This window comes from Psychrobacter sp. H7-1 (assembly GCF_904846585.1).
Classification (GTDB): Bacteria; Pseudomonadota; Gammaproteobacteria; order Pseudomonadales; family Moraxellaceae; genus Psychrobacter; species Psychrobacter raelei.
In genome coordinates, this window is record NZ_CAJHBH010000021.1 from 1 (window position 1) to 25,193 (window position 25,193).

A 25,193-nucleotide genomic window follows, 5' to 3' on the forward strand; every position below is an offset into this window, starting at 1 on the left:
TAGCTAAATCGACATACGATGCAGGATGGTTTGAACTCAAAAGACAACTGGAATATAAATGCAAGTATGCAGGTTGTCAGCTTGAGATAGTGAATGAGAGTTACACTACCCAAACCTGTTCGCACTGCCTTAAAATAAGTGATAGTAGTCCGAGCGGTAGAGCAGGTCTTGGAATAAGAGGATGGAGGTGTGCTGAGTGTGGCACATGGCATGATAGAGATATCAATGCTGCCAAGAACATCCTTGCGGTCGGGCTTGACCGTCTAGCTGTAGGAATCCCCTCGGTTTAGCGAGGGGAGGAAGTCAAGGCTGTACAGCTAGCAACTGCTTATCTTCACTTATCACGCATAATCTAATAGGTTAAGCTTAATCCCCCATCGACTGGTAAGGTGACACCAGTAATCATACGGGCCTCTTCACTGGCTAAAAAAGTAATGGCCTCAGAGGCATCCTCCAAGCTGACAAGGTCGCCTAAAGGACTGTGCTGTAAAAACAGCTGACGGCTGTCATGACTATTACGATCGTCAGCTGTTAGCCCTACATTTACCGCATTGACACGTATACCGTTCGTACTGTGCGTTAATGCCAGCTGCTTAGTGTTTTCAGCTAGCTGATGGTCTTGTTGCTGATAATCGTGAAGACTCCACTCACTGCTATTGTCCGACAGTAAGCCAACATTAACCACACTGCCTTTAGATTGGGCTAACGCTTGCACTAAGCTGCCCTCTAAAGGCAGCGAGGTATTTATATTAATTAAAACATCGATTTTTTGATACTTTTGTAAAACGTGAGTAACCAGCTCATCTGACGGTGTGGCCTCGTCTAGACGACAGGTAATGGCTAAGTGATTGCCTGAATTGATCCAAGTATGGTCTTCTGGCAAGTCTGCTGCTATATATTGTAATACCTTGCTGTTACTGCCTACTAAGATCACATTAGCGCCTTCTCTGGCCAGTTTTATAGCAGTGACTCGGCCCAGGCTTGAATCAGCTCCAGTCACGATAACGGCTTTATCATTAAAACGCTTCATAAGAGTTGGCCTTATTTTATTTAAAAGTTTTTCGTGTTTATGATTTTGACAAGATTTAGCCTTTATAGCAACCTTCAATAATAAGGCTGGCAAAGTGTAAAAATTACACTTATTCGGGGCATAGAAAAAGCAGCCTATAAAAGGCTGCTTTTTTGAGATTAGAGACAATGACAGCTAGTCGTTAGCTGTTATTTGTTATCCACATCCACATTAGGAATTGAAGGCTCATCACCTGAAACAGTAGTGATTGAAGGCTCTTTATCTGTCTGTTTAGCAGTATCAGCAATGGCTTTTTCAACTTTCGCTTTTTCAGCTTCAGTTTCTGCCTTGTCTTGTAGCTTACGTAAGAAGCGAGCAGCAGCCTCTTGACCACCAAGACCGAACGATAGGGCAAAGGCAACAGCCACAGCACCCAAAGTAAGACCAAAGGCAAGGTTAACAATAGAATCGGCAATCCCCATCGCTTTTAGACCCATCGCAAGCACAAGACCCATGATAAGAACACGAACGATATTGGCTAAAAATTGTGATCCTTTATCAGAACGCTCAACCACACCAGCGATGATGTTGGCTAACCAGAAACCGATGAACAAGATAACAGCGCCTAAGATAATGTCAGCACCAAAAGCAATGAACATAGTGATGATGCCACTGATTTGCCCAAAGCCTAGTAAGTCTGCAGCTAAGATACCTGCAAATAACATAGCAAAGAAGATGATAGCATGGCCAACAAGGTCTGAAACTTGGGTTTTACCCATAGCACTGTCTAGACCAACCTTGGCAGGCAGGGCATTAACTGTGGTGTTTTCAAGCAAGCCTTTAACCACATTCGCGACCATTTTCATGATGTAGTAGGTGATGATTAAAATGGCTGCTGCAGTAAAGACATTCGGCAGCGCGCTCATAATTTTGTTCAGCATATTAGTCGCTGGACGCGAGATAACTTCGATGTTTAGGGCATCTAAAGCTATGATCGTGGTTGGAATAATGACCAATAAGAACGCCAATGAACCGGCGATATTAGGTAAGCTATTTTCACGATTATTACTAATACCGGCTTTCTCAGCAAAACCTTGTAGGTTTAAGCTGGTAACCATATTAGTTACGATACCACGGACAATTTTTGCCACGATATAACCCACAAAGAACACCACACCTGCCATAAATAGGTTCGGGATGTAACTTACTGCTTTGTTTAGCATGTTGGTTAATGGGGCAAATAAGCCATCTAATTGTAGCTGGCCTAATACAATAACGAGTACAAACAGCAAGATAACCCAGTAAACCATATCAGCAATGGTGCTGCTCATAGGTTGAACGCCCGCTTGTGCACTTAGTCTTTCATCAAGAGTGGTCTTAGATAAAGCGGTGTTGATAGCGGTACGTGCCACTGTCGCCACGACCCAACCAATCACGCCAATAATCACAGCGCCTAGTAAGGTGGGAATAAATGACAGTACGTTGTCAATCATATTGGCAAATGGGGCTGAAATGGCATTTAGGCTCAACATACTTAATGCGCCTGAGATTGCCATTAAGAAGATAAACCAAAAAACGACCTTAGAAATTATGTTTTCAAGGTCGTAAGCTTTACCTGTTGAGGTGTTCATACGTTGGTTTAAATTAACACGGGCCAGTAAGTTGCGTACAACACCAGCCAGTGCCATAGCAATTAACCAACCAATAACGAATACCAAAATGGCTGCGATAATCGAGCCGATTGGTCCGCCTAGATTGCTATTAAACCAAACAAACATGTTGTCCATGCTGTTTCTCCTGTAATGTAATTCAATAAGTGGATCTAAAGATGACCCTAATATACTTTTGTATTTTTAAGTTTGTCTATCTAAAAAGGTTAGTTTAATAGTATTTTTATCTGCTACTTATAAGAAAATCAATAAGATAAATTATTTTATTTTTGACAATCTTAAGGCGGTAAAAATTAGGTTAACTACTTTAGTTAAATTTATTTCTAAAAAAAACTAACCTATATCTTAGATAAAAAGCTGTCAGTTGTTACGTTCACTATAAAAAAGTGACAGCTTACGATGTCACTTTATCGGAATAACCAGTAATAATAAATAGCTATTTTTAATATTAGTTTAGATATATGTGAGAAGATGTGACATATTTAGCATTTATTAACATTTACTATACAATACTTTAGCATGTTAACTTAGTTATATGGTGATTAATTGCCATTTTTGATATTATTACGCCTATTATTATGCGAAACACTAAATGTCGAATGACTCATAACTTTGTGAGTCAATGAAAATTAGAGGGGCTTATTGGTTTAACCCCTTAAAGACACCTTGGCCTGTGTAGATGCTGACAGCGTATAAATAATAACCAGATTTAGCAGACAATAATTTTAATTAACAATAGAGTTCATTTATGAAAAAAGTAATGGTTCCTAAGTTTTTAGCAGTAGCTTTAGTGAGCACCTTAGCTTTTGGCTGTGCTAATAATGGCAACAAAGCTGACCAAAGCAGCTCAAGCGCTACCGTAACTGAAAAAAGCTCTGAGCTTGAAAAAGTAGGCTACAGCATTGGCTATGCCACAGCAGAGAGTTATAAAGAGTCGTTGAATGACTTAAATCTCGATACCTTCGAAATGGGCTTTCGTGATGCTTATGGCGATAAAAAAGCAGCTTTGACCAAAGAGCAAATGCAGGAGGTCATGGCTAAGTACGAAGAAAAGAAACAAACTGAAATGATGGAAAAGATGAAAAAAGACGCCGTCACTAATAAAGCCGCTGGTGACAAATTCTTAGCCGAAAATGCTAAAAAAGAAGGCGTTCAAACCACTAAATCAGGATTACAGTATAAAGTTATCAAGCCAGGTACTGGAAAATCAGTAACTGCCAGCGATATGGTTAAAATTAACTATGAAGGCAAATTGCTAGATGGCACAGTATTTGACAGCTCGTATGACCGCGGTGAGCCGGTAGTATTCCCTGTTGAAGGCATGATTCCTGGCTTCACAGAAGGTCTAGAGCTGATGAAAGAAGGCGGTGAGTATGAATTGTATATCCCAGCTGATCTGGCTTATGGCGAAACCGGTAACTCAGGCATCGATCCTAACAGCACTTTAATCTTTAAAGTGCAGATGATTGAGGTAAATCCAAAAATGCCTGAGCAGCCTGCACAATAATTAATAATTGGCAGATTTGAGAGTTTCAAAAATCATCAAAAAAATACCTGCTATTAGCAGGTATTTTTTATGGTCTACAGTCGTAGCAAAATAGTGCTATAGTCTTTTTTGGAATACTTTTGAATTACGACCATTGTGATAGGCGGTGCGGCGTGGCTCAGGCAATTGATCTGCGCTCACTTCAATAAAACCTTGCTCCACAAACCAGTGTGCGGTACGGGTGGTTAACGCAAATAGGTTGTGCAGACCATGACTGCGAGCTTGCTGCTCTAAAAAGGCGAGCAAATCTGCACCACGACTGCCATTACGATAATCTGGGTGAATGGCAATGGACGCCACTTCTGCTGACTCGTCATCTAAGGGATGCAAGGCTGCGCAGCCCAAGATCATACCATCGCGCTCGATCACACTATACAGCTCAATCTCCTGCTCTAAGCGCTCACGTGAACGCTGGACTAAAATGCCTTGTTCCTCAAGAGGGGAGAGCAGCTCAATTAAGCCTACCACATCATCAATGGTGGCACGGCGAATCTCTTCATAAGGGTCATGGCTAATGAGTGTGCCTGAGCCATCACGAGTAAACAGCTCCTCTAGCAGTGCCCCATCTTCAGCATACGAGATGATGTGTGTACGGTGGATACCGGCACGACAAGCTTGAGCGGCGCAGTATAAGAAGTAATAAATCTCACGGTCCAAGTCACGATCACGTAAGAAGCGGTCCACTTCATTAGGGATCATAGCGTGTAGCAAACGACCCTCTTCATTAATTCCCGTCTCATTACCTAAGAAAATCAGCTTATCGGCATTGAGTGCAACGGCCGCTTTAAGCGCCACATCTTCTCCAAGTAAGTTAAATACTTCGCCGGTGGCCGAGTAGCCCATTGAGCCTAGGATGACGATATGATTGTGAATAAGATTGTTTTTGATGGCTTCAACATCAATGGAGCGCACTTCGCCGGTCATTTGATAATCAACGCCATCACGGACACCATAAGGTCTGGCAGTAACGAAGTTGCCTGAGACAGCATCGATGCGTGAGCCATACATGGGGGAGTTGGCAAGGCCCATCGAAAGCTGAGCTTCGATCTGTAAGCGAATCGCACCCACAGCTTCTAAAATGGCGGGCATGGCTTCGCGCGGCGTGACTCGAATGTCTTTATGTAGTGGAGAGTCTATACCCAATTTATCTAAGTTCTTCTCAATCTGGGGCCGTGCACCATGCACTAAGACTAAGTTAATACCTAGACTGTGCAGTAACGCAAAGTCATGAATAAGATTGCTAAAATTAGGATGGTTTACAGCTTCGCCGCCAAACATAATGACGAACGTTTTGCCTCTATGGGTATTGATATAAGGAGCTGAGTTTCGAAACCAATGAACATAGTCTGGCGTTATTTTTGGCATAGCAGTATCAATCATATGAAAATATCACAATAGGCTTAAGGCATAAGGGAATGAAATAAACGCTTTTACGATAGCAAAAAATGCCAACTTGGGCTATCTTTATTTTAGGTGTAAGACTGAGGCAACTGACTTAATACAGATAATTACGTGAATTTGTCGCATACTATCGATTTATGTCCTTATACTGTAAGTTTGCAGTATTTTTAAATCATAAAGATAATAACAACAGCAAAGACACTGCGGCGCTTACTACCTAATGGCTGACTTTATTTAACCCTTGTTTATCACCCCACTTCAAAAGGATACGTATTTTATGAAATTTTATGCATCAACTTCCTCTAAATTGGTCACAAAGCTTGCCGGCAGTATGGCCATTGGCTCAATGCTATTGGCAGGTAGCGTAAGCGCTCAAGCTATGTTACCCACACCTGAGCCTGAAATGAGCAGCCCAAGCAATCAAGCCAATGCCGCCGCCATGCAAGCTACCCAGGCCAATCAAGTTGTGTCTAAGACTGTGGCCGCCTTAGTTAGTGTGGATGCTCAAGGTCAGCCTACTTTGAAGCCTATTGATGCCAATACTCGCCTACAAAAAGGCAATGTGATTGAGTACCACAGCTATTTTACCAACACCGGTAAAGACCGTATGCGTAAAATGGATGTGACCATGACTATTCCAGAAGAGGTGAAGCTGGTCGGTCAAGTATCACCCGATACAGCCTCTGCCAGTATTGATGGCACCAACTTTAGTCATATGCCACTGCGTGGTAGTATTAATGGCCAAATGCAAGATGTGCCACTTGAGTACTATAAGAACTTACGCTGGACCATAGAAGGCTTGGGTATTAATGAAACTGCGGTGGTTAAATATCGCGCCATCGTAAAATAAACCCAGTTTATTGTATAAAAAAAGCCCACTATCAATATGATAGTGGGTTTTTCAATTTGGGCTTATTCAATGGCAAAGATTGCGTGTCAATTATTGAGCCGATATTGCACGTGAGCCTTAGCAATCGCTGCGCGGATGGCTGGCAAGTTTTGCTCGGTGGCAGCAGCGCCAGCAGCAATGGCTTTTTCGCGATCTAAGGTGGTAATGGCACTGATATTCGCCACATCAGGGCGAATGACCACATCAGCACGGCCTATTTCTGCCTCATTAATCGCCGCATAGTGTTGACGGTAAGCTTGAGTGGCTGAGTCTTTAGCACTGCTATTAAGATAGCTATTATAGCCTTGTTCAATTAATGACCACAGACTGCGGTTGGCATCTTTGATACCCGATGGAGAGGTGTTTTTATTTTTATTTATTTGTAAATCCACCGCAATTACAATATCTGCACCCAGTGCTTTGGCGCTATCCACGGGTACGATACTGACCACCCCGCCGTCGATATATTTTTTACCCACGATGCCTGACGTCTTAGGATCAGGAATACGGGGAGCGATAAATACATTAGGGACGCTACTTGAGGCCTGTACCGCAAGTCCAGCTTCACCTTGGGTAAATACGGTCTTAGCTAAGCTGTGCTTTTCAGCCGCCACTGCGCCAAAGCGAATGGGAAAGGCTTCAATGGGCTGATTATTGACCTGTAGATTGACAAAATCACGCAGCTTGTTGCCCTCGATGATACCTTGATAAGCTAAGGTAAAGTCGGTCAGCTCGCTGTCTGCAGTAGTGCGGGCAATGCGCTCAAGCTCGGCAGTAGATTTACCACTGGCATAAAGACTGCCCACAAAGCTACCGACGCTGGTGCCTACCACCAAGTTTGGGTGAATGTTATTGGCCTCCAAAGCTTTAATCACACCCACATGAGCAAATCCCTTAGCGCCCCCGCCACCTAATACCAAAGCGATGGTTGGGGCAGAGGCAGTAGACGTCGCTACATTTTGGCCAGATTTGCCAGAAGCGACAGATGAGGTATGACAAGCGCTCACCAGCAGCGTAGAGGCCATGACCGCTACACAGGCTAAGCCGGTCTTTTGGCCATTAAAAGGCAAGCCAGCTCTAGTCCTCATTGTATAAGTCTTCAGCCACGGGGGTTAATTCAAGCAGTTTGATAAAGCGTCCTTCCACATCAATGATGGAGATGTGCCAGCCTTGAGTAGTCACGCTTTCACCTTCTAAGTCGCCCACATAGCCCAGCTCCTGCATGACTAGCCCGCCCATGGTATCAACGTCGGTGTCATCAAAATTAGTATTTAGCTCTTCATTGCAGTCTTCAATGAGGGTTGAGGCCTGAACAATCCAAGTATTGGGTTTTTCGGGGTGAGGAATGATGTTATTGATGTCACTGTCTTCTTCAAAGTCATCGTGCTCATCAACAATGTCACCGACGATTTCTTCGAGCAAGTCCTCCATCGTGACCACGCCCACCATGTTACCAAACTCATCGACCACAACAGCCATGTGCACTTGAGTACGCTGTAGTGAGCGCAACAGCGTGTCAGAGCGTGCGGTTTCGCTGATATATAAAGGTTGACGGATCAATGACTTTAGGCGAAAAGAAGTATCTGCATCTTCATCTTGACGAATCATGTTGACCAGCAAAGGAATTAGGTCTTTGGCCAATAAGATACCAATGACGGCATCATCATCTTGACTGTCAAACACCGGATAGCGTGAATGACTGGTCTCCATGATCATGTCCATAATATCGCCTAGGGTATCATGCTCACGAACTCCCTCGACTTGAGGACGCGGGGTCATAATCTCACGAACTTGCGTGGCGGGTAGGTCAAGCACCCCTTCCAGCATATCTACGGTATCGGCTTCTAAAAACTGGCGTGAGTTTTGGACCAATTTTATCAGCTCGTCCCGGGTTTCGGGGGCAGTATGAAGCCAGCGCTTTAAGCCGCGCATGGACCAGCTGGTTGTGCCAGAATTGTCATCAGACATGGGGGGAGTATCACCTCGTATGGTTATTTAGTTGCTCTCACTTTATCCCAAGGTGCATTTATATTCAACGCCCAAGACTACTATTTTCTCGTCTATTTTGTATTATCCCTGTGAGCTTATTTGCTAAGTTACGGACACTAAAATAAACTTACGGCAAACCTAGCCTTTGGACGCCTCCCACTTATGACCAAAATCAACCCCTCTCATACTGCTAATCTGACCAAACAGCTTGTGGTTAAGCCCCCGCAGGCACGTATTTCACCGATCATAAAAGCAGGCGTAACTCTGGCGGTGCTACTGGCTGCATTATGGGCAGGCTTGGTGCTGTGGATACATTTGGTGCCCCTAGGGGGTCTGCGAGTGATTATACTGCTGGTGCTTGGTGTGGGCGTTGGGGTAACTTTAAAGTCGTATTGGCAGCAAGCGCTGCACTGGCAAAAACAGCTGGCTCTACTGTGGACGCTGTGGCTGATGCTTTTGATGTGGTTTGTCTGGTTGCCACCTAAGCAGGATAGACACTGGATGCCAGAGGTGAGCCAAGTGCTACAGTTCACCCAAGATCCCCAAAACCCCAATCTGATTACCTTGCATAATGTGCGTAACTTTGACTGGGTACGAAGCACAGGCACTCAGCCTCTATCGCAGCCTGAGGCGCCTTATTATTATAAAGTGGCCAGCGATGACACAAAGGAAGTAGTCGCCACCGAGCGCTGGAGCGAGCGCACGGTAGATTTAGACAAGCTGAGCGGGGTAGATATTGTCAACTCGTACTGGATGGGTGAGCAAATAGCGCACACTTTGCTAAGTTTTCGCTTTGAAGATGAGCGGCCACTGAGCTTCTCTATTGAAATACGTAAAGAAGAAAGTGAGTCATTCTCAGCGTTTGGCGGATTTGTAAAACAATTTGAAATGGCAGTAGTGGCCGCAGAAGAGCGCGATATTATTTATACCCGTACCAATGTACGCGGTGAGCAAGTATATCTATTGCCTATTGAGGGGATGAGCAAAGCGCAGATGCAAGCGCTGTTTAAGGCCTATTTGCAGCAGGTCAAGCAGCTACAGCAGCAGCCCATCTGGTATAACACTCTCATTCGTAACTGTACCACGGTCATATTTGATATGGCACGTGCCATTGATGGTAGGGACTTTCCTTGGGATTATCGCATCTTGATGTCCGGCTATGTGCCAAATTACCTTTATGACCAACACCTATTGCCTAGGCAGACACAGAATTGGCGTATTGAGCAATGGTATAAAGCGGCGCATATCAATCCCAAGGTGGCACACTTTAGCGTTGACAACAATCAAAGCGCAGACAGCTACTCAAAGCAAATCCGTCAACAGATACCGCAGCCAGCTTTAGTGGCCAAGGCAGACTAAATATTACGCATAAGTACCTGAGGTAATATCTCATCTTTTAATACCCACCAAGTGATGGGGTCGGTAAGTTTTTCAAAAAACGGCTCAAAAGGCGGGGAGATGAAAATAAACATCAATAAAATAGTATATAGCCCCAGATAATAATAGCGCTGAGAGTCTTGATAAAACTTCATCGCTGTACCCGATGAGCGCTTCAGACGACGGTTTAATAAGTCAACGCTATAGGCTTCATCTAAGCCCAAATGTACCAGTGAGCCTAACAATAAAAAGGATCCATAAAACCAGCTAATAATAGCGGGTATATCAAAGATATAAAAGTTCAGACACGTCAGCCCCAGTGCCAATACCAGCATATAAGGAACCGAGTGGATAATACCGCGATGCACCGTCAAACGGGTGAAAATAGAAAAAACCCCATAGCGCACAAAGCCGTAGCCTGCCAGCCATAACAGTATCATTGAAACCAGCGACAGCTCACTGCGCCAGTGAATCACCAACGCAAAGGCAGTCGCCAGTGACACAAAGTCAAAGCCCATTTTAATTGGCGTGGAGTTGTCAGAGTCGATATCAGGCAGCAGGCCGCCCACCGTGCCTGCCAACACACACATTAAGAACTGCTGAGCATCTACCAAGCCTGCTTTATAAGTAATCAAGCCCAAAACCCCACTGACTGCAAAGCCGCCAGTAAGGTGGGTTTTAAAATTTGCCACAGAATATTAGCCTATCAATCAAAAGAGGGTGATAAAAAATAGGTAGCTGTTGATTACGCAACCGCTACCTATGCAAACAGAGGGTTAAACCATTAATCTCTAAGAGCTTTGCTCAGTGAAATTAAAAGGTTTTTTGCTGCAATATTTGCTCCATACGCTTGGCCAGACGAATATCATGGCTTGAAATACCGTTTAAGTCATGGGTAGTCAAACGCACGTGGACCTCATTATAAATATTGGTCCATTCAGGATGATGCTCGAGCTCTTGGGCGCGAAAAGCGGCTTGAACCATAAAGCTCATCGCCTCGACAAAATCATGGAAAATAAAGGTCTTGACGATAGCATTACCTTCTTTAACCCAGCCTTCTAAATCTTGCAATTGCAGCTCTACTTGAGAGTCGGTGAGATGGCTCATAAAGCCCTCCTAAATAAGTCAAAGATACCCCTATAATAATACACCAGAGCACTGCAAAACAGCCTCTAGTATATTATATTTGCTTTATGGGAATTGTAATGCCTAAGTGTGGATTATTGCTTATATTTTTTTATAAACCACCTTGGTTTTTATAGCTATTTTACCAGGTCTTGGTACGCCTCATGTTTGTTAATATAGGAGGCTACGAATGAGCACTGTGGCACTACTTTTTTGTTCTCACTACGGGCATAGTCTAGGGCATGCTTCACCAGCGCCGACCCCACGCCTTTACCACCAAGCTCTGATGGCACGATAGTGTGGTCATATACAATGGCATCGCCTTGATCTTGATAGCTGATAAATCCTGTATGACCATCAATTGTGGTTTCAAAACGGTTTTCAGCGGTGTTATGAGTGATATCGATAGATTGTGTCATAAACGACTCCCTAATAAATGGTTAAGGTAGAACAGTTAAGCCCTTGAATAAGTAATAGACCGATTTATAAGTTTTATTACTCACAGATTACTAAAGTGTTGGGGTGCATTTAGAGCGCAAACTCTAAGTAAGATGTCCAAATGATAAGGGCTGACTCTTAATGATTACTTTAGCATAAAGCGCTACAATTCATGCAGTGTATTGTTATAGCTTTTGGGTGATAACGTAAATAGGCCCCCGTTTGTGGCAATACGCTGATAATAGCTATGAAAAAGCCATACAATAGCAGGAAAACCACAACATAAGATGATAACTGTAGGCCAATATGCGATAATGCTGCTTAACCGTATATTCGATTTCTAATTGCTTTTTTATTTGATTTTTAATCAGACCTAACCCTGATAATGGAGTCTTAATGGCACAATATATTTATACCATGAACAAGGTATCAAAACTTGTTCCGCCAAAACGTGAAATTCTAAAAGACATTAGCTTGTCTTTCTTTCCTGGCGCAAAAATTGGCGTTTTAGGCATTAACGGTGCGGGTAAATCAACACTGCTACGCATCATGGCTGGCGTGGACACCGATTATAGTGGTGAAGCTCGTGCGCAGCCCGGTACAAAGATTGGTTACCTGCCTCAAGAGCCACAGCTAGATGACAGCAAAGATGTACGCGGTAACGTTGAGGATGGTATGCGTGAGGCGTTAGATGCGCTGACCCGTCTGGATGAGATTTATGCAGAATATGCCGCCCCCGATGCCGACTTCGATAAGCTGGCTGAAGAGCAAGGTAAGATGGAAGACATCATTCAGGCTTGGGATGCGCATAACTTAAATACCCAGCTTGAAAAAGCCGCCGACGCACTACGTCTGCCACCTTGGGATGCCGATGTAAGCAAACTATCGGGTGGTGAAAAGCGCCGTGTGGCACTGTGTCGTCTGTTGCTATCTCGCCCTGACATGTTACTGCTTGATGAACCGACTAACCACTTGGACGCAGAGTCTGTGGCGTGGCTAGAGCAGTTCTTGAAGAACTTTAGCGGTACCATCGTTGCCATTACCCACGATAGATACTTCCTGGATAACGTGGCCGAGTGGATTTTAGAGCTTGACCGCGGTTATGGCTATCCCTATGAAGGTAACTACACTGAGTGGCTAGAGCAGAAGAACAAGCGTCTAGAAGAACAGCAGAAGCAAGAAGAGTCTTTTGCTAAAGCACTGAAAAAAGAGCTTGAGTGGGTGCGTAAAAACCAAAAAGGTCAGCAGGCTAAATCTAAGTCTCGTATCCAGCGCTTTGAAGAGCTAAACTCAAAAGAATTCCAGCAGCGTAACGAGACCTCAGAGATTTATATTCCACCAGGCCCTCGTTTAGGTAACAAAGTGATTGAGGTAAATAACATCTCAAAATCTTTCGGTGATCGTCTATTGTACGAAAACCTAAGCTTTAACGTACCACCAGCGGCCATCGTCGGTATCATCGGCCCTAACGGTGCTGGTAAGACCACTTTGTTTAACATGATGACCGGTCTTGATAAGCCAGATACCGGTTCGGTTGAGCTCGGTGAGAGTGTCAGCGTCGCCTATGTGGGTCAGGTGCGTGATAACCTTGATGATAACAAAACCGTGTGGGAAGAAGTATCAGACGGCTTAGACATCATTAAAGTTGGCGACTACGAAACCCCAAGCCGTGCGTACATTGGCCGCTTTAACTTCAAGGGTCAAGATCAGCAGAAGCTGGTCGGTAACCTGTCTGGTGGTGAGCGTAACCGTCTGCAATTAGCAAAAACGCTAAAGCAGGGCGCCAACGTTATCTTACTGGATGAGCCGTCGAACGACTTGGACGTAGAAACCTTACGTGCCCTAGAAGATGCGATTCAAGTATTCCCAGGTACCGTATTGGTCGTATCGCATGACCGCTGGTTCCTTGACCGTATCGCAACCCATATCTTGGCGTTTGAGCCAGAAGGCCCTGTATGGTATGACGGTAACTATTCAGAGTACGAAGCGTATCGCAAGAAGACTCTAGGTGATGATGCTGGTCCTAAGCGTATGAAGTACAAGAAGATTAGCGGTTAATAGTACTAAACCTCTTAATCTATAAAAAAATAATAGGGCATAACTGAATTTCGGTTATGCCCTATTTTTTTATCTGGATTGTTTTTATCTGGGCTATAGATAGCAAATAGCGATTTTAGAGGATAAACACGCTCTATATTTATACCGCTTTTAATATTTTAGTCAGGTCATTGATACATAATATTATTTTTTATGGACAGGGTCGTTGTAATTTTTTTGTTAACAAGCAATGGCAAGCCATACTAAACAATATTAAATATATTGTTTAATATTTTTTATTTAATAATTAATTTAAAAATAACTCTAATGATTACTATATCTAATAAATAAAGCGCTGCGACGAGAGAGGATGAGTATTTACAGATAACAAAAAGGGTTTATATGAGTAGTATTCATCCTGATATATGTAACTTAATTTAAATTTATTAATTAATGATTATTTTAAATGCAGTCTTATTATCACATTTAGATACAAAAATAGCCGCTAAGCGGTTGTTCTTTTTGCTAATTTAAATGATGAAGTGTGTTTAACAACTGATTCACCATTAACTATAGGTAACAAGTGGTGGTAATTGTAACGACAGCGTTAATTGTAATAATAATGTCATATTTATCTGATTAGATGAATCATAGATTTGATTTTATTATTAAGTTGATGTGATAGAGCTTCATCTCTGTCAAATCGATCTTAGGGTGTAGATGAGCTTCAACAATGAAGATAGGTTTGGCAATAATTACTAAAAAGGGCACGGTTATGAATCACACACAAGCTTTTAGATTATCCCCTCAAGGCCGGATTGCAAGCGCAGTCAGCATGGCGCTGGTATTACCTTTTATAAGTGTTGCTGCACTTGCAGACAATATTAAACCCGTTGGCGAAACCAGTGTGAGCCAAGTGGGTAATGTCGATGTTGTCAATATTGCTAACCCAAACTCAAAAGGTCTTTCTCATAACCAGTATAAAGACTTTAATGTGAGTAAATCGGGCGCTGTATTAAATAACTCACTGACCGCTGGTAAGTCACAGCTTGCGGGTCAACTTGACGCCAATAGCAACTTAACCGGGACCGCCTCTGTTATCTTAAATGAGGTGGTCAGCAAAAACCCATCGTTGTTGTTAGGTCAACAAGAAGTGTTTGGGATGGCCGCTGATTATGTGCTTGCTAACCCTAATGGCATTACCTCTGAGGGCGGCGGTTTTATTAATACCAATCGTGCGTCGTTGGTTGTGGGTACGCCAAATATTGCAAAGGAGCGTCTAGAAAGCTTTAATGTGGGTGATCGTCAAAGCAATACCTTAACGGTAAGCGGTGATGTGAATGGTGCACAGCGTTTGGATCTATTGGCACCAAAAGTAGATATCAATGGCAATATCACAGCAACGGATGCCATTAATGTCATCTCAGGGCGTAATAAAGTAGATTATGACACGCTTGAGGTAAGCGGCTTAGAGCGCTCTCAGCCTAAATTAGTGTTAGACGGCCAAATCTTAGGTAGCATGCAATCAGGCCGCATCCGTCTGCATAATACAGATGAGCAAGCGACACAAACCTTACAAGGCCAGTTTGAGGCAGGTCAAGCGTTTGATGCCACGGCTGCTAATTTAGCAGTTGTTGATAGCACTATTAAAGGTGGCTCAGTTGATTTAACAGGCCATGATAGCTTGTCTGTTGGCGGTGATGTCACAACTGCTCGTACCGATAAAGAAGTGACTAAAGAGGCGCTTGAAGATAAGGTCACCTTAACCCATTCAGGCTATCAAGAAACACAAGCATATAATGGCTCAAGCATCTCTGGTACAGACGTTGCACTAACTGGCGGTGATATTACCGTGTCAGGCAGCCAAGTGACAGGTGATAATATTAGCGTCAGCGGTAAGACAGTTGATCTAAGTGGTGTGACCACAACTGATACAGACAGTACGACGGCACGTAACAGCAAAGGCTTGTGGTTTAATGAAGATGAAACCTTAAACAAAACCCAGCAGTATCATCAATCAAGCCTAGATGCTGCCGATCAAATTAATGTCAGCTCTGCGGCAGATACAAGTATTGCAGGGACAGCGATTAACGCGAAGACTGTAGCGGTTAATACTGGCGGCGATTTGCAAGCGTCTGCTGAGACCACTGAAAATTCACAAAGCCAAATTAATCGTTATAAGCGTGAAACGGCTGCCTTAAAATCAGGGGCACGCACTCAAACGGATGCGACTCAAGCCGGTCATCAAACCACTATTAATGCTAATAGCGTGGCATTAAACAGTGACGGTGAGCTGGGTTTAGAAGGCGTGCAGCTAACGGCAGATAGCGCTCAATTAACGGCTAATAAAGGGCTAAGTGTTGCAGGCAGTACTACCACGAATCGCCAAACAGATGAAGAAGACTTCAAATATTGGGGCGGTATCGGTGGCGGTGAGACTCACATTGATAACAAACAACAAACCGCGGTTACTGGCAGTCAAATCAAAGCCAATAACGTAAGCTTAGCCAGTGATACAAATGTCAGCGTCAATGCCAGTTCAGTTACTGCTGATGATACGCTGGATATCAATGCAGGTGAGGCACTAGAAGTCGCTAACGGTTTTGCAAAAGAGCAAGATTATAGCGAAGATCGTCACGGTACAGCCTTTAATATCACCGATAAAAAGTCAGCGACAGATCGAGTTGCGACATCTGCAGTTGCCAGCAGCTTAACAGCGAAAGATATGCGCTTAACTGGTGACAGCGTGACGGTTTCAGGCAGTGATATTTCAACAACTGACCGCTTAAATGTGACCGCAAACAGTGAGCTAAATACAGAAGCTGCCAATGCGACTGATATTAGCAAAACTGAAACCTATGATATTGAGAGCGGTACAGAAGCCAGCCTTAATGTTGATTTGAGCCAAGGCTTAGCGGCGTTTGATAAGCCAGATTTATTTGAGTCAAAAACTGCTATTAAAGGTGTGACCACGCTAACGACGACTGGTACAGGTAGCGCACGTGGTAATACGCTAAAAGCGGGCAATGCTGAGCTTAATGCCGCAGAAATCAACTTAAATGGCAGTGATTTAACCACCGCACAAAACACCACTATCCGTGCAGATAATGTGACGGTCGGTGCCAGTGAAGCGCTGACTGCAGTTGATAGCAAAGTGGTTAAGAGCACGGGTCCTGAAGCTTATATTAGAGGCGGCGCAACCGGTGTTGAGCTTGGTCTGAGTATCGGAACCGATCAAATTATTGATGAGCACAATGAGTATCAGGCCGTTAACTCTAGTGTTAACGCAGGCGAGAGTGCCTCATTAACGGCGACTGAAACCTTAGCCAATAAAGGGGCGCAGATTACAGCGGCTGACGTACGCTTAAGCGGTCAAGATATTACCAATGAGGCGTCTTACGACCGTGTGGTTGATCGTCATGTTGTGGCCGGTGGTGATGCCGCATTAACGGCTTTTGCAGGTATTACCCCAATTGTTGGCGGTGCAGTTAGCCTATCTGGAGAGGGTATTGGTCAAACCACTGAGGTTAAAACAGCCCATACGACAGCCATCAATGCTGACAATACCGTGACAGTGGATGCGGCCAATAGTGCGGTTGATGCCGGTACCCAAATCAAAGCCAACAGCATTAATATTAAAGCAGATGACTATAATGGTACTTCTGCATATGATTCAACGGTCACAACCACGCACAGCGGCCGCGGTGATGTAGGCGTTAGCGCCAGCAGCAGCACCTTAGCTGATGTGACCATTGGCGTGACTGGCAGCGGTGAGTATGACTACTTACAAACCGGTGATGCAAAAGCAGTCAAAGGCCAATTAAACGCAAAAGAGGTTGCGATCAATGCAGGCACAAGTGCGATAGCGGCACAAGATGTCACGGCAGATAACTATACGCTTAGCGCCGGTGAAGAGGCACGAATCGGACAAGATGATGACAAGCAGTGGACTACCGTAGGCGGTGGTAAACTTGGTGGTTCAGTTGGTCTGACCGTTATTCCTGCAACAGCCGCCGCGGGCGCCGTCATTGGCACGCCGTCATTTACTGGGCAAGCAGGCTTTAATTACCTAAGCGTAGAAGACTCACAAGCCAAAACTGCAACTGTAGATGCACAAAAAGTAGCCGTAACAGCTCAGCAGCTAGCACAAGTTGATGGCGCAACTATTAATGCCGATGAGGTTATCATAAAAGGCAATCGTGCTAATATCGCAGCGGCTCAAGACAACCATCGTGCAGTTGGTGTCGCTATGGACGGTAATACAGGATTTTCACTAAATATTGCTGATACTGTCCTTAGTAGTGATGACATCGGTGTTGGTGGTCACTTAGGTGTGGTTAATGAGACCGGTAATAAAGCGCACGGCGCTACCGTTAATACCAGTGACTTAACCGTGACCGCAAATGAGGCGGATGACGCCTTGATTGTTGAAGGTGCTACTATCGATGCGGATACTGTAAGCTTAACCAATGGCAATAAAGACGGTAATGTCGCGGTTATTGCAGCAGAGTCTCGTAACAAAGTAGGCAATGTTGGTATTGGCGGTAATGTCTCTGTTAATGCAGGTGAAGAGCGTTTTAGTACCGATAATATCGGTGCTCACCTAAATGTTGAGTCAGACAACAGTCAGTACTATCAGTTGGGTGAAGTTAACGCCGAGCGTATCACCATCAATAGTGGTAAGGATGTGACATTACAAAGTAATGTCGATGCAGGCAGCTTGCAAACTATCTCAGGCAATGATCTGACTATCAGCTCAGCGCAAGATGTGGTTAGAAAGGTAGAGGTAGATACTGACCTTGCTGTTGATGGCTCACCGATTCAGTTTATTACAGATGCGGCTAAAGGCGATGTGCTGGGCTTATTAAAAGATGATTTTAATAATGGCACTATCTTAGGTGTCAGCGCCGCTGGCAGAGCTGGATTTGATATTGATCATCAGCAAACGACGCACCACGCCACAGTGACTGCGGATAATCTTGATGCATCAGTGGGTAGCAATGATATTGCTGTCAAAGCTGCCACCGTCAGAGCCGCTAATAGCAAGCTGGGTGATGCAAAGGTGAAAACCACCAATAATAATGACTTTGTGCATAATGTTGGTGCAAGCGTAGATGCAAAAACCTTTAGTATCCCAGGCTTTGTTCAAAACATCCCAAGCTTGGTTCAAGATGCCTTTGAAGGCAAGCCGCTAGATTTACCTGTAAATATTGATGCTAATTTTGATTGGGACGATAGTGATGGCGCTAATACCAAGGCAGATGTTAAGCTTTAACGCCTCGCTGTAGCAGCTATTGTTTTTATAGATGCTTTGTACGTTATTGGAGCCCATACCTGTCACAGGTATGGGCTTTTTAATCCTCCATGATAGATGTTGAATGATTATGTTATCACCTTTTATAACGCCCGCTATTAATAGCGACAAACCCTCTTTTAAAACCAGATATGAGTCTCACGGTTATCTACGCAGTACGCTGCTAGCTCTAATGACCAGTGGTGTGATACTGCCTGCCGCAGCGATTAATAACACTTTGGCATCCCCCTTAAAGCAGACCATTGAACAACAACAAGCTTGGCAAGAGTCACTGCAGCAGCAGCGTATTGATGCCCTGCGTCAGTCGCAGCAAAGCGGCAATGACCAAGGTGCAGACGCATCGGCTAATACTCAGCCCAGTCAAGCGGATCCAAATACGGTAGCTTGCCTGCCTATTCAGCAAATTACGTTAGGTGACATGCCGCAGTTAACTCAATCCGTGCAAGCTAAGCTGCGTCAAAAATCCAGACAGCTGTCTGTAGATAACAAGGAGATGACGGCTAATCCGCAGACTAATTCTCAAACTACGGCGTCTTCATCAAACCCCCAGACAGGACAGTGTGTGTCAGTATCTGATGCTAACGACTTGGTGCGTGCGATTACTGAAGCGTATCTGGATGCCGGTTACTTTAAGATTAATATTGTCCCAACCCCTGCTGAAAATGGCCGGTCTACATGGCAAATACTGGTCTCTAAAATTACCGAGATAGACAATCAAACCAAACTGCCAACACAGCGCTTATTTGGCGATATTATCGGTAAACCGGCAAATATGGCAGCGCTAGATCAAGCGGTCAGTCACGGTGAGCGCGTCATTGATGGTCAGTTGCTGTTAGATATTTATCCGGTCGGTCAAGATGTGCGTATCAAGGTCAGTCAACAAGGTGAGGTTGACCCGTTTAGTGCAGACATGCAATGGCGCTATGACCCTGATGACAGCTATGGCCATAACTTAATTCAGCTCCATGGCACCCTACGCAACGTATTAGGTCAGGCAGATTATACCTCGATATCGATGGAGCAAAGCCTAGGTGATAACTACGGCTATGATGAGGACAATCAGCGCCGTAGTGCCAGTATTTATACCCTAATTCCGAATGGCCGCTGGCAGTGGTCAGCACTATTTGCAGCAGATGAGTACAAACGAACCACTCAGCTGCCAAACTCAGTACTTGAGCAGGAAGGGGACAGCTGGCAGGCCAATATACGTGGCGATTATATGTTCAAGCGTGACCAAGACAGTATTACCACGTTATATGGTCAGGTCGCTCACCAAGAGGTGACCAGTGAGCTGCTAGGCAGTCGGTTAGATATTCAAAGCCCCACATTAAGCAGCGGCCGCTTAGGTATCAGCCACACCAAGCTTTTTGATAAACGCTCAAGCACTGATCCGAGCAAAATCACTACGGGGGCGTGGGTGGTCGACTTAAGTGCTGAGCAAGGATTTGGTAATCATGATAATCCGGCGACTGAGCAAGGGCTAGAGGATGAGTATTTACGCTGGCTGTTGTCAGGTTACTTAACCCATCAACATCCCATTATTGAGTCTGGTCAAAGTAAAGGCTATTGGCAGATGACACATGAGCTACAAGCTCAGTATAGTGATGACCAGCTGTTTGGGGTGAGTCAACAGTCTTTAGGCTCTATCTACTCAGGGGTGCGTGGTATTGATAATGCCTATAATGCCGCCGAAAGTGGGGTCACGCTACGCAACACGCTAAGCTATGAGCCAAGTCAGTCTAGCTGGAAGCGCTTTGGGGCTCAGAGAATACGGTGGTCGCCTTATGTGGGTGTCGACTATGGGGTGGTCAAATATAGCGACCATCGTTTGGATGATGATACCAGTGATGCGGTAAGCGGTACGGTGGGTGTTAAGCTAACCGCCTATGACGCTCAAGATATCAGCTATGATAGGCGTTGGCAGCTGGATGTCAGCGCCAGTCGTGCCCATACCGACTATGCCAATCAAGAAGACGATGGCTCACAAGATACAGAGATATCAGCCGCTTGGCAGTGGTTCTTTTAATAAGCAGCACCGCTCATTAGGTGATATGTCCCGTCCTAAAATAAGTTGATGATTTTAAAAAAGACAAAAGCCAGATACTAATTTAGTATCTGGCTTTTTTGTGGCCAAGCGCTTAGCTAATTTAGATGCTTAGACTAGTCTAAGAACTTAACCGTCCCTGAGGTACCGGTACTCATGGCGTCATTGGCCAAGGCATTTTTTTCGATAATCGCTTCTGGATCAGGGCGCCGCTCAGTATGGCCACACTGTGTACACTCGATGTATTCATCAGGCTCAGGTTCAAACACCCGAACCTGTACCACAGCATCCATGGTCTGACATTTTGGACAGCTGACACCGGCTAAGAACTGACGCTTAGGGCGAGTAGATTGATAGCGCATCTTAGGCCACCTCGTCATCTATAAAGCCGCCATGACGCAGTAGTGCCTCAATGCTGGCTTCACGGCCTCTAAAGGCTTCAAAGTTGGTCTTGGCAGGCAAGCTTCCGCCTACCGCTAAGATATTATCGCGGAAAGATTGACCGGTGTCTGCATTAAAAATCCCCTCTTCCTCAAAGCGGCTAAAGGCATCCGCGGACAATAGCTCTGCCCATTTATAAGAGTAATAACCTGCCGCATAGCCCCCAGCGAAGATATGACTAAAGCCATTGGCAAAGCGGTTGTAATCTGGGGTATCTAGGATGGCAATATCATCACGCACACCATTTAAAGTCGCTAAAATGTTTTGATAATCGGGTGCCGGTGATTGGGCATGGATGAGCAAATCAAATAAAGCAAATTCAATTTGACGTAAGGTCTGCATACCGCTTTGGAAGTTTTTGGCTGCCAATAGTGCCTCAAGCTGCTCTTTTGGTAGCGCCTCACCAGTGTCAACATGCGCACTAATAAGTGCGATACCCTCTGAATGCCAAGCCCAGTTCTCTAAGAACTGACTGGGCAACTCCACAGCATCCCATTCAACGCCATTGACGCCGGCCACATCGCTAACGCTCACTTGGGTTAATAAATGATGCAGGCCATGTCCAAACTCATGGAACAAGGTCAGTACTTCATCATGAGTCAATAAACTTGGTTTATCGGCAGTTGGCGGTGTGAAATTACCCACCATAAAGCACACAGGCAGTTGACTATAAGCATCATGTGTACTGCCAGTATACTCATAACGGGCCTGAAAACCGCTCATCCAAGCACCGCCACGTTTACCGCTGCGCGCATATAAATCGAAGTAGAAACCGCCAATTAAACTGTCATCTTTATCAAACAGCTCATAAAAGCGCACATCGTTATGCCACAGTGCCACTTTGTCAGACTGCTCTATGGCACGTACCCCAAACAGCTTGTTGACAATGGTAAATAGCCCTTCAATCACTTTAGGCAGAGGGAAATAAGGACGGATTTCTTCTTGTGATAAGTTGAATTTGGCCTGTTTTACTTTTTCGGCCAAGTAGGCAGTATCCCAAGGCTGAATCTTCTCGATGCCCAGCTTAGCAGCTTCTGCTTGTAACTGTGCTAAATCAGCCTCGGCAGCAGGCATAGCTTTGCTGGCCAAGTCACGTAAGAAGCGCTCTACTTGCTCAGCACTGTCTGCCATCTTGCGTGATAAGGAGACCTCAGCATAGTTGTTAAAGCCCAAAAGCTGTGCTTTTTGAGTGCGCAACTGTAATATCTGCGCCATGATATCGCTGTTATCCAGCGTCTCTTGTTTGGCGTTTGTGTGGCTATCAAACTGTGAGGCACGAGTGACATACGCTTTGTATAATATTTCGCGCAGCTTACGATCCTCAGCATGAGTCATCACAGCCAGATACACTGGGATATCCAGGGTAGCCACATACTCAGGCTTATCTTGCATCGACGGGTCGGCGTCTTGCTTGGCGATATACTGCTCAGCTGCTGCTTTGAGCATGGCAAGACCACTTTCGGTAATGCCGGCAAGCTGCTCATTGCTTAAAGGTAGCGCAAAGGCCTGTGTGGCATCCAAAATATTGTCTGAGAACTTAGCAGATAAGGTCGATAACTGGCTTTGAATATCAGCATAACGGGCCTGCTCTTCGGCAGCTAGGCCAATACCAGACAGCTCAAAGCTTTGAATAGCAAGCTCAATAGCACGCTTGCGGGCAGGCTCTAAGCTTGCAAAGAATGCGCTGTCATTCTTGATGGTTTGATAGCGGCTATATAGAGGTTTGTTTTGACCCACACGGGTACCAAAGGCGGAGAGGGCAGGCAGCAAGTCATGATGCACATCACGGATATCCTCATTACTCATCACGCTATTAAGATGAGACAAAATACCCCAACTGCGGTCTAAGTCTAGGCCAATATGGTCAAACTCGATAATATCATCCAAAGCCTGCTGAGCTTCAGCCGGTGCACTGTGCTGCGTATCTAATTTATCCAAAAAAGCGGTGCCTTTCGCTAAAGCATCAGTTACCTGCTTTTTGAGCTGCTCTGGGGTAACTTCAGAGAAGTTGACCAGATGTAAATTTGGATCAATATCTTTGGTATAAGAGGTAGGGTGCATAAATGAATTCCTAAAGCTAACAAGCGAATGGACAGTAATCAAAGGGATATTAACTTAACTACCGGCTAGCCACATAACAGTCTAATAACAGCCGGCTAAATAGTAACTGTAAACAAATTAACAGCTTAAAGTATAAGAAATCCTAGGTTAATACTGTAAAAATAGGCGACAAAATACGCGCTTTGTAATAACTATTGAGCCTATCAGCACAGATTACAAGAGGCCAGTTGTGCCCTTATCTGCTGATTGTGCGATTAAGCGGTGTTTAGGGCAACTTGTTTATCGCCGTTGTTTTTATGGTTTGTCTGTAGTTTTGTCTGCAGTGAGATTGTAGGAATACTTGATAGACAAAAAGGGCGACTCACTTAATTACACAACACACACAAGCTATCAAGTGCCCTCAACATTGCTTTACAAAATCATGTGGCAGATAGGGTGTTTAGTTGTTAAGGTGAATTATATAGTCAAAATAAACAATAATTTTAAGAAAGCAAAGCAACAATAATCCAAAGCAACAATAATAAGGAAATTTTTATGAAAGCGACTTTGAAAAGTTTACGCGAAAGCACAGCAAACCCTGCGGTAAGTATCTTTGTAACCACGCACAGACAGCATCCTGATAATGAGCAAGACCCTATTTCTTTAAAGAATCAACTTAAAGTGGCGCAAGAGCGGATTACTAATGAGTACGATAAAGGGACAGCGGCGGCTATTATGGACAAAATCCATGCCGAAACTGATCATCTAGACCACAACTATAACCTAGATACCTTAGCGATATTTGCCAGTACAGAAGATGTCCAGGTTATTCGTCTGCCTTTTGATGCCAAAGAGCGTGTGATTATCGGTGAACGTTTTGCGACCCGTGATTTGGTTCGTGATATGGCAAGTGCTGTACATTATTACGTGGTGGTACTCGGCCGTGACCAAGCCCGCCTGATTGAAGCGGCAAACGGCCGTGTGATCAAAGAGTTTGATCAGAATGACAAAGCGCAAAACCACATGGAAAGTATTCCCTTTCCTATTGAGAACAACAGCCTTTATAAAACAGGCGATGGTGGCTCTGATCGTTCAGCGAACAACGAAAACAGCTACCTAAAAGAGTACTTTAACCGTGTGGATAAGAGTGTTCAGGAGCTGTGGGGTGAGCATAGAATGCCACTGATTTTAGTAGGGGATAACCGCAACATCAGCTATTATAAAGAAGTCTGTGATCGCCCTGATAATATCATCGGCGCCGTATCTAACGTAACCGATCTAGAAAATGGCAGTGCTCAGCATATAGTAGATGGCGTACAAGAAGCCGTTGAAGCATATCGCAGCTCACTGCATGAAGCGGCGTTAGGCGATATTGATAAAGCGCGTGGTGTAGAGATGCTGCGCACAGATTTACAAGAAGTTTACCGTGCAGCCTTCCAAGGTGCGGGCGAGACCTTGTACTTGCGCCGTGGTTATATGCAGCCTGCAACGATCGATGAAAAAGCGCAGACGTTAGAATTAGCAGAGGATCCTACTGCTGACGGGGTAACCGATGATGCGGTGGGTGAAATCATTGAACAGGTCATTCATAATGGGGGTAAGGTGGTATTTATGCCGCAAGATATTATGGATGAACAGATGCCGATTGCTTTGGTAACTCGCTATTAGCCTCAAATCGTATCATCCAAACAGCGCTAAACCCAAGCTGCTGTGAGTGATATAAAAAGACACTGATTTATAATCAGTGTCTTTTTTATTAGGTTCATAAGACGGGTTTATTAAGCCCATAAGATAAGTGAGCTATTAAGTCTTGCCAAATAATTGCTAACAATATGCTGCATTAAAAAACGAATCGACCTCAAACCTTAAGCCC

The 25,193-nt window shown here is 44.5% G+C and carries 18 protein-coding genes; 8 read left to right on the forward strand and 10 right to left on the reverse strand.

The window, feature by feature from the left end:
• Positions 1 to 290: RNA-guided endonuclease InsQ/TnpB family protein (locus JMX92_RS07675; protein WP_201544963.1), on the forward strand; the 290-nt coding region annotated here is incomplete at its 5' end.
• Positions 291 to 352: 62 nt separating this feature from the next.
• Here the strand turns inward: JMX92_RS07675 and JMX92_RS07680 are convergent.
• Both JMX92_RS07680 and JMX92_RS07685 read right to left on the reverse strand, forming a co-directional pair.
• Entirely contained in the window at positions 353 to 1,030 is a 678-nt protein-coding gene (locus JMX92_RS07680) for an SDR family NAD(P)-dependent oxidoreductase (protein WP_201544965.1), read from the reverse strand.
• Positions 1,031 to 1,218: 188 nt separating this feature from the next.
• Entirely contained in the window at positions 1,219 to 2,796 is a 1,578-nt protein-coding gene (locus tag JMX92_RS07685) for a mechanosensitive ion channel (protein ID WP_011961464.1), read from the reverse strand.
• A 631-nt stretch (positions 2,797 to 3,427) separates the two neighbouring features.
• Here JMX92_RS07685 and JMX92_RS07690 point away from each other — a divergent pair.
• On the forward strand, positions 3,428 to 4,186 hold the full coding sequence (locus JMX92_RS07690; protein WP_011961463.1) for an FKBP-type peptidyl-prolyl cis-trans isomerase: 759 nt from the start codon (positions 3,428 to 3,430) through the stop codon (positions 4,184 to 4,186).
• A gap of 96 nt (positions 4,187 to 4,282) precedes the next feature.
• Here JMX92_RS07690 and argA read toward each other — a convergent pair whose 3' ends face one another.
• A complete protein-coding gene (gene argA / locus JMX92_RS07695; protein WP_011961462.1) occupies positions 4,283 to 5,605 on the reverse strand; it encodes an amino-acid N-acetyltransferase in 1,323 nt (440 codons plus the stop codon).
• Between the two features lie 298 nt (positions 5,606 to 5,903).
• Between argA and JMX92_RS07700 the strand changes: the two genes are divergently transcribed.
• A complete protein-coding gene (locus JMX92_RS07700) occupies positions 5,904 to 6,476 on the forward strand; it encodes a hypothetical protein (RefSeq protein ID WP_011961461.1) in 573 nt (190 codons plus the stop codon).
• 86 nt (positions 6,477 to 6,562) lie between these two features.
• Here the strand turns inward: JMX92_RS07700 and JMX92_RS07705 are convergent, their stop codons facing one another.
• Together JMX92_RS07705 and JMX92_RS07710 are read right to left on the reverse strand one after the other, a co-directional pair.
• Positions 6,563 to 7,603, reverse strand: coding sequence for a patatin-like phospholipase family protein (locus JMX92_RS07705; RefSeq protein WP_201544973.1), 1,041 nt, complete (start codon positions 7,601 to 7,603; stop codon positions 6,563 to 6,565).
• Positions 7,593 to 8,483: a CBS domain-containing protein gene (locus tag JMX92_RS07710; RefSeq protein ID WP_201544981.1), complete on the reverse strand. Its 891-nt coding sequence runs from the start codon at positions 8,481 to 8,483 to the stop codon at positions 7,593 to 7,595. The genes JMX92_RS07705 and JMX92_RS07710 overlap by 11 nt, the downstream gene beginning before the upstream one ends.
• Before the next feature lie 183 nt (positions 8,484 to 8,666).
• Between JMX92_RS07710 and JMX92_RS07715 the strand changes: the two genes are divergently transcribed.
• Complete coding sequence (locus JMX92_RS07715) at positions 8,667 to 9,863, forward strand: DUF4105 domain-containing protein (protein WP_201544983.1); 1,197 nt, start codon at positions 8,667 to 8,669, stop codon at positions 9,861 to 9,863.
• Here the strand turns inward: JMX92_RS07715 and JMX92_RS07720 are convergent.
• From JMX92_RS07720 to JMX92_RS07730, 3 genes are all read right to left on the reverse strand, one after another.
• Positions 9,860 to 10,573, reverse strand: a complete 714-nt coding sequence (locus JMX92_RS07720; RefSeq protein WP_011961457.1) for a metal-dependent hydrolase — start codon at positions 10,571 to 10,573, stop codon at positions 9,860 to 9,862. The two genes, JMX92_RS07715 and JMX92_RS07720, sit on opposite strands and share 4 nt — an antisense overlap.
• Before the next feature lie 121 nt (positions 10,574 to 10,694).
• Positions 10,695 to 10,988 (reverse strand): 4a-hydroxytetrahydrobiopterin dehydratase, encoded by a 294-nt coding sequence (locus tag JMX92_RS07725; RefSeq protein WP_011961456.1) that lies wholly within the window; start codon positions 10,986 to 10,988, stop codon positions 10,695 to 10,697.
• Positions 10,989 to 11,143: 155 nt separating this feature from the next.
• The gene (locus JMX92_RS07730; RefSeq protein WP_201544985.1) at positions 11,144 to 11,425 is read right to left on the reverse strand and encodes a GNAT family N-acetyltransferase; all 282 of its coding nucleotides are present in this window, start codon (positions 11,423 to 11,425) and stop codon (positions 11,144 to 11,146) included.
• A gap of 415 nt (positions 11,426 to 11,840) precedes the next feature.
• Between JMX92_RS07730 and ettA the strand changes: the two genes are divergently transcribed.
• The 3 genes from ettA (at position 11,841) to JMX92_RS07745 (ending at position 20,821) form a co-directional block, all read left to right on the forward strand.
• On the forward strand, positions 11,841 to 13,502 hold the full coding sequence (gene ettA, locus JMX92_RS07735) for an energy-dependent translational throttle protein EttA (protein WP_011961454.1): 1,662 nt from the start codon (positions 11,841 to 11,843) through the stop codon (positions 13,500 to 13,502).
• A 754-nt stretch (positions 13,503 to 14,256) separates the two neighbouring features.
• Positions 14,257 to 18,756: a hemagglutinin repeat-containing protein gene (locus JMX92_RS07740; protein WP_201544987.1), complete on the forward strand. Its 4,500-nt coding sequence runs from the start codon at positions 14,257 to 14,259 to the stop codon at positions 18,754 to 18,756.
• A gap of 103 nt (positions 18,757 to 18,859) precedes the next feature.
• The gene (locus tag JMX92_RS07745) at positions 18,860 to 20,821 is read left to right on the forward strand and encodes a ShlB/FhaC/HecB family hemolysin secretion/activation protein (protein ID WP_201544989.1); all 1,962 of its coding nucleotides are present in this window, start codon (positions 18,860 to 18,862) and stop codon (positions 20,819 to 20,821) included.
• Between the two features lie 134 nt (positions 20,822 to 20,955).
• On the opposite strand, the gene JMX92_RS07750 is transcribed toward JMX92_RS07745, so the two are convergent.
• The gene (locus JMX92_RS07750; RefSeq protein ID WP_011961453.1) at positions 20,956 to 21,201 is read right to left on the reverse strand and encodes a YheV family putative metal-binding protein; all 246 of its coding nucleotides are present in this window, start codon (positions 21,199 to 21,201) and stop codon (positions 20,956 to 20,958) included.
• A gap of 1 nt (position 21,202) precedes the next feature.
• A complete protein-coding gene (locus JMX92_RS07755) occupies positions 21,203 to 23,341 on the reverse strand; it encodes a M3 family metallopeptidase (RefSeq protein ID WP_201544991.1) in 2,139 nt (712 codons plus the stop codon).
• 534 nt (positions 23,342 to 23,875) lie between these two features.
• Here JMX92_RS07755 and JMX92_RS07760 point away from each other — a divergent pair.
• Positions 23,876 to 24,988 (forward strand): hypothetical protein, encoded by a 1,113-nt coding sequence (locus JMX92_RS07760; protein ID WP_201544993.1) that lies wholly within the window; start codon positions 23,876 to 23,878, stop codon positions 24,986 to 24,988.
• Positions 24,989 to 25,193: the final 205 nt, after the last annotated feature.

What these genes read in the sequence shown, in the direction of transcription:
- JMX92_RS07725 (WP_011961456.1), bottom strand. Translation starts at nt 10,988, where the DNA reads ATGAGCCATCTCACCGACTCTCAAGTAGAGCTGCAATTGCAAGATTTA.
- JMX92_RS07740 (WP_201544987.1), top strand. Translation starts at nt 14,257, where the DNA reads ATGAATCACACACAAGCTTTTAGATTATCCCCTCAAGGCCGGATTGCA.
- ettA (WP_011961454.1), top strand. Translation starts at nt 11,841, where the DNA reads ATGGCACAATATATTTATACCATGAACAAGGTATCAAAACTTGTTCCG.
- JMX92_RS07730 (WP_201544985.1), bottom strand. Translation starts at nt 11,425, where the DNA reads ATGACACAATCTATCGATATCACTCATAACACCGCTGAAAACCGTTTT.
- JMX92_RS07745 (WP_201544989.1), top strand. Translation starts at nt 18,860, where the DNA reads ATGATTATGTTATCACCTTTTATAACGCCCGCTATTAATAGCGACAAA.
- JMX92_RS07700 (WP_011961461.1), top strand. Translation starts at nt 5,904, where the DNA reads ATGAAATTTTATGCATCAACTTCCTCTAAATTGGTCACAAAGCTTGCC.
- JMX92_RS07705 (WP_201544973.1), bottom strand. Translation starts at nt 7,603, where the DNA reads ATGAGGACTAGAGCTGGCTTGCCTTTTAATGGCCAAAAGACCGGCTTA.
- JMX92_RS07680 (WP_201544965.1), bottom strand. Translation starts at nt 1,030, where the DNA reads ATGAAGCGTTTTAATGATAAAGCCGTTATCGTGACTGGAGCTGATTCA.
- JMX92_RS07710 (WP_201544981.1), bottom strand. Translation starts at nt 8,483, where the DNA reads ATGTCTGATGACAATTCTGGCACAACCAGCTGGTCCATGCGCGGCTTA.
- JMX92_RS07755 (WP_201544991.1), bottom strand. Translation starts at nt 23,341, where the DNA reads ATGCACCCTACCTCTTATACCAAAGATATTGATCCAAATTTACATCTG.
- JMX92_RS07750 (WP_011961453.1), bottom strand. Translation starts at nt 21,201, where the DNA reads ATGCGCTATCAATCTACTCGCCCTAAGCGTCAGTTCTTAGCCGGTGTC.
- JMX92_RS07715 (WP_201544983.1), top strand. Translation starts at nt 8,667, where the DNA reads ATGACCAAAATCAACCCCTCTCATACTGCTAATCTGACCAAACAGCTT.
- argA (WP_011961462.1), bottom strand. Translation starts at nt 5,605, where the DNA reads ATGATTGATACTGCTATGCCAAAAATAACGCCAGACTATGTTCATTGG.
- JMX92_RS07685 (WP_011961464.1), bottom strand. Translation starts at nt 2,796, where the DNA reads ATGGACAACATGTTTGTTTGGTTTAATAGCAATCTAGGCGGACCAATC.
- JMX92_RS07690 (WP_011961463.1), top strand. Translation starts at nt 3,428, where the DNA reads ATGAAAAAAGTAATGGTTCCTAAGTTTTTAGCAGTAGCTTTAGTGAGC.
- JMX92_RS07760 (WP_201544993.1), top strand. Translation starts at nt 23,876, where the DNA reads ATGAAAGCGACTTTGAAAAGTTTACGCGAAAGCACAGCAAACCCTGCG.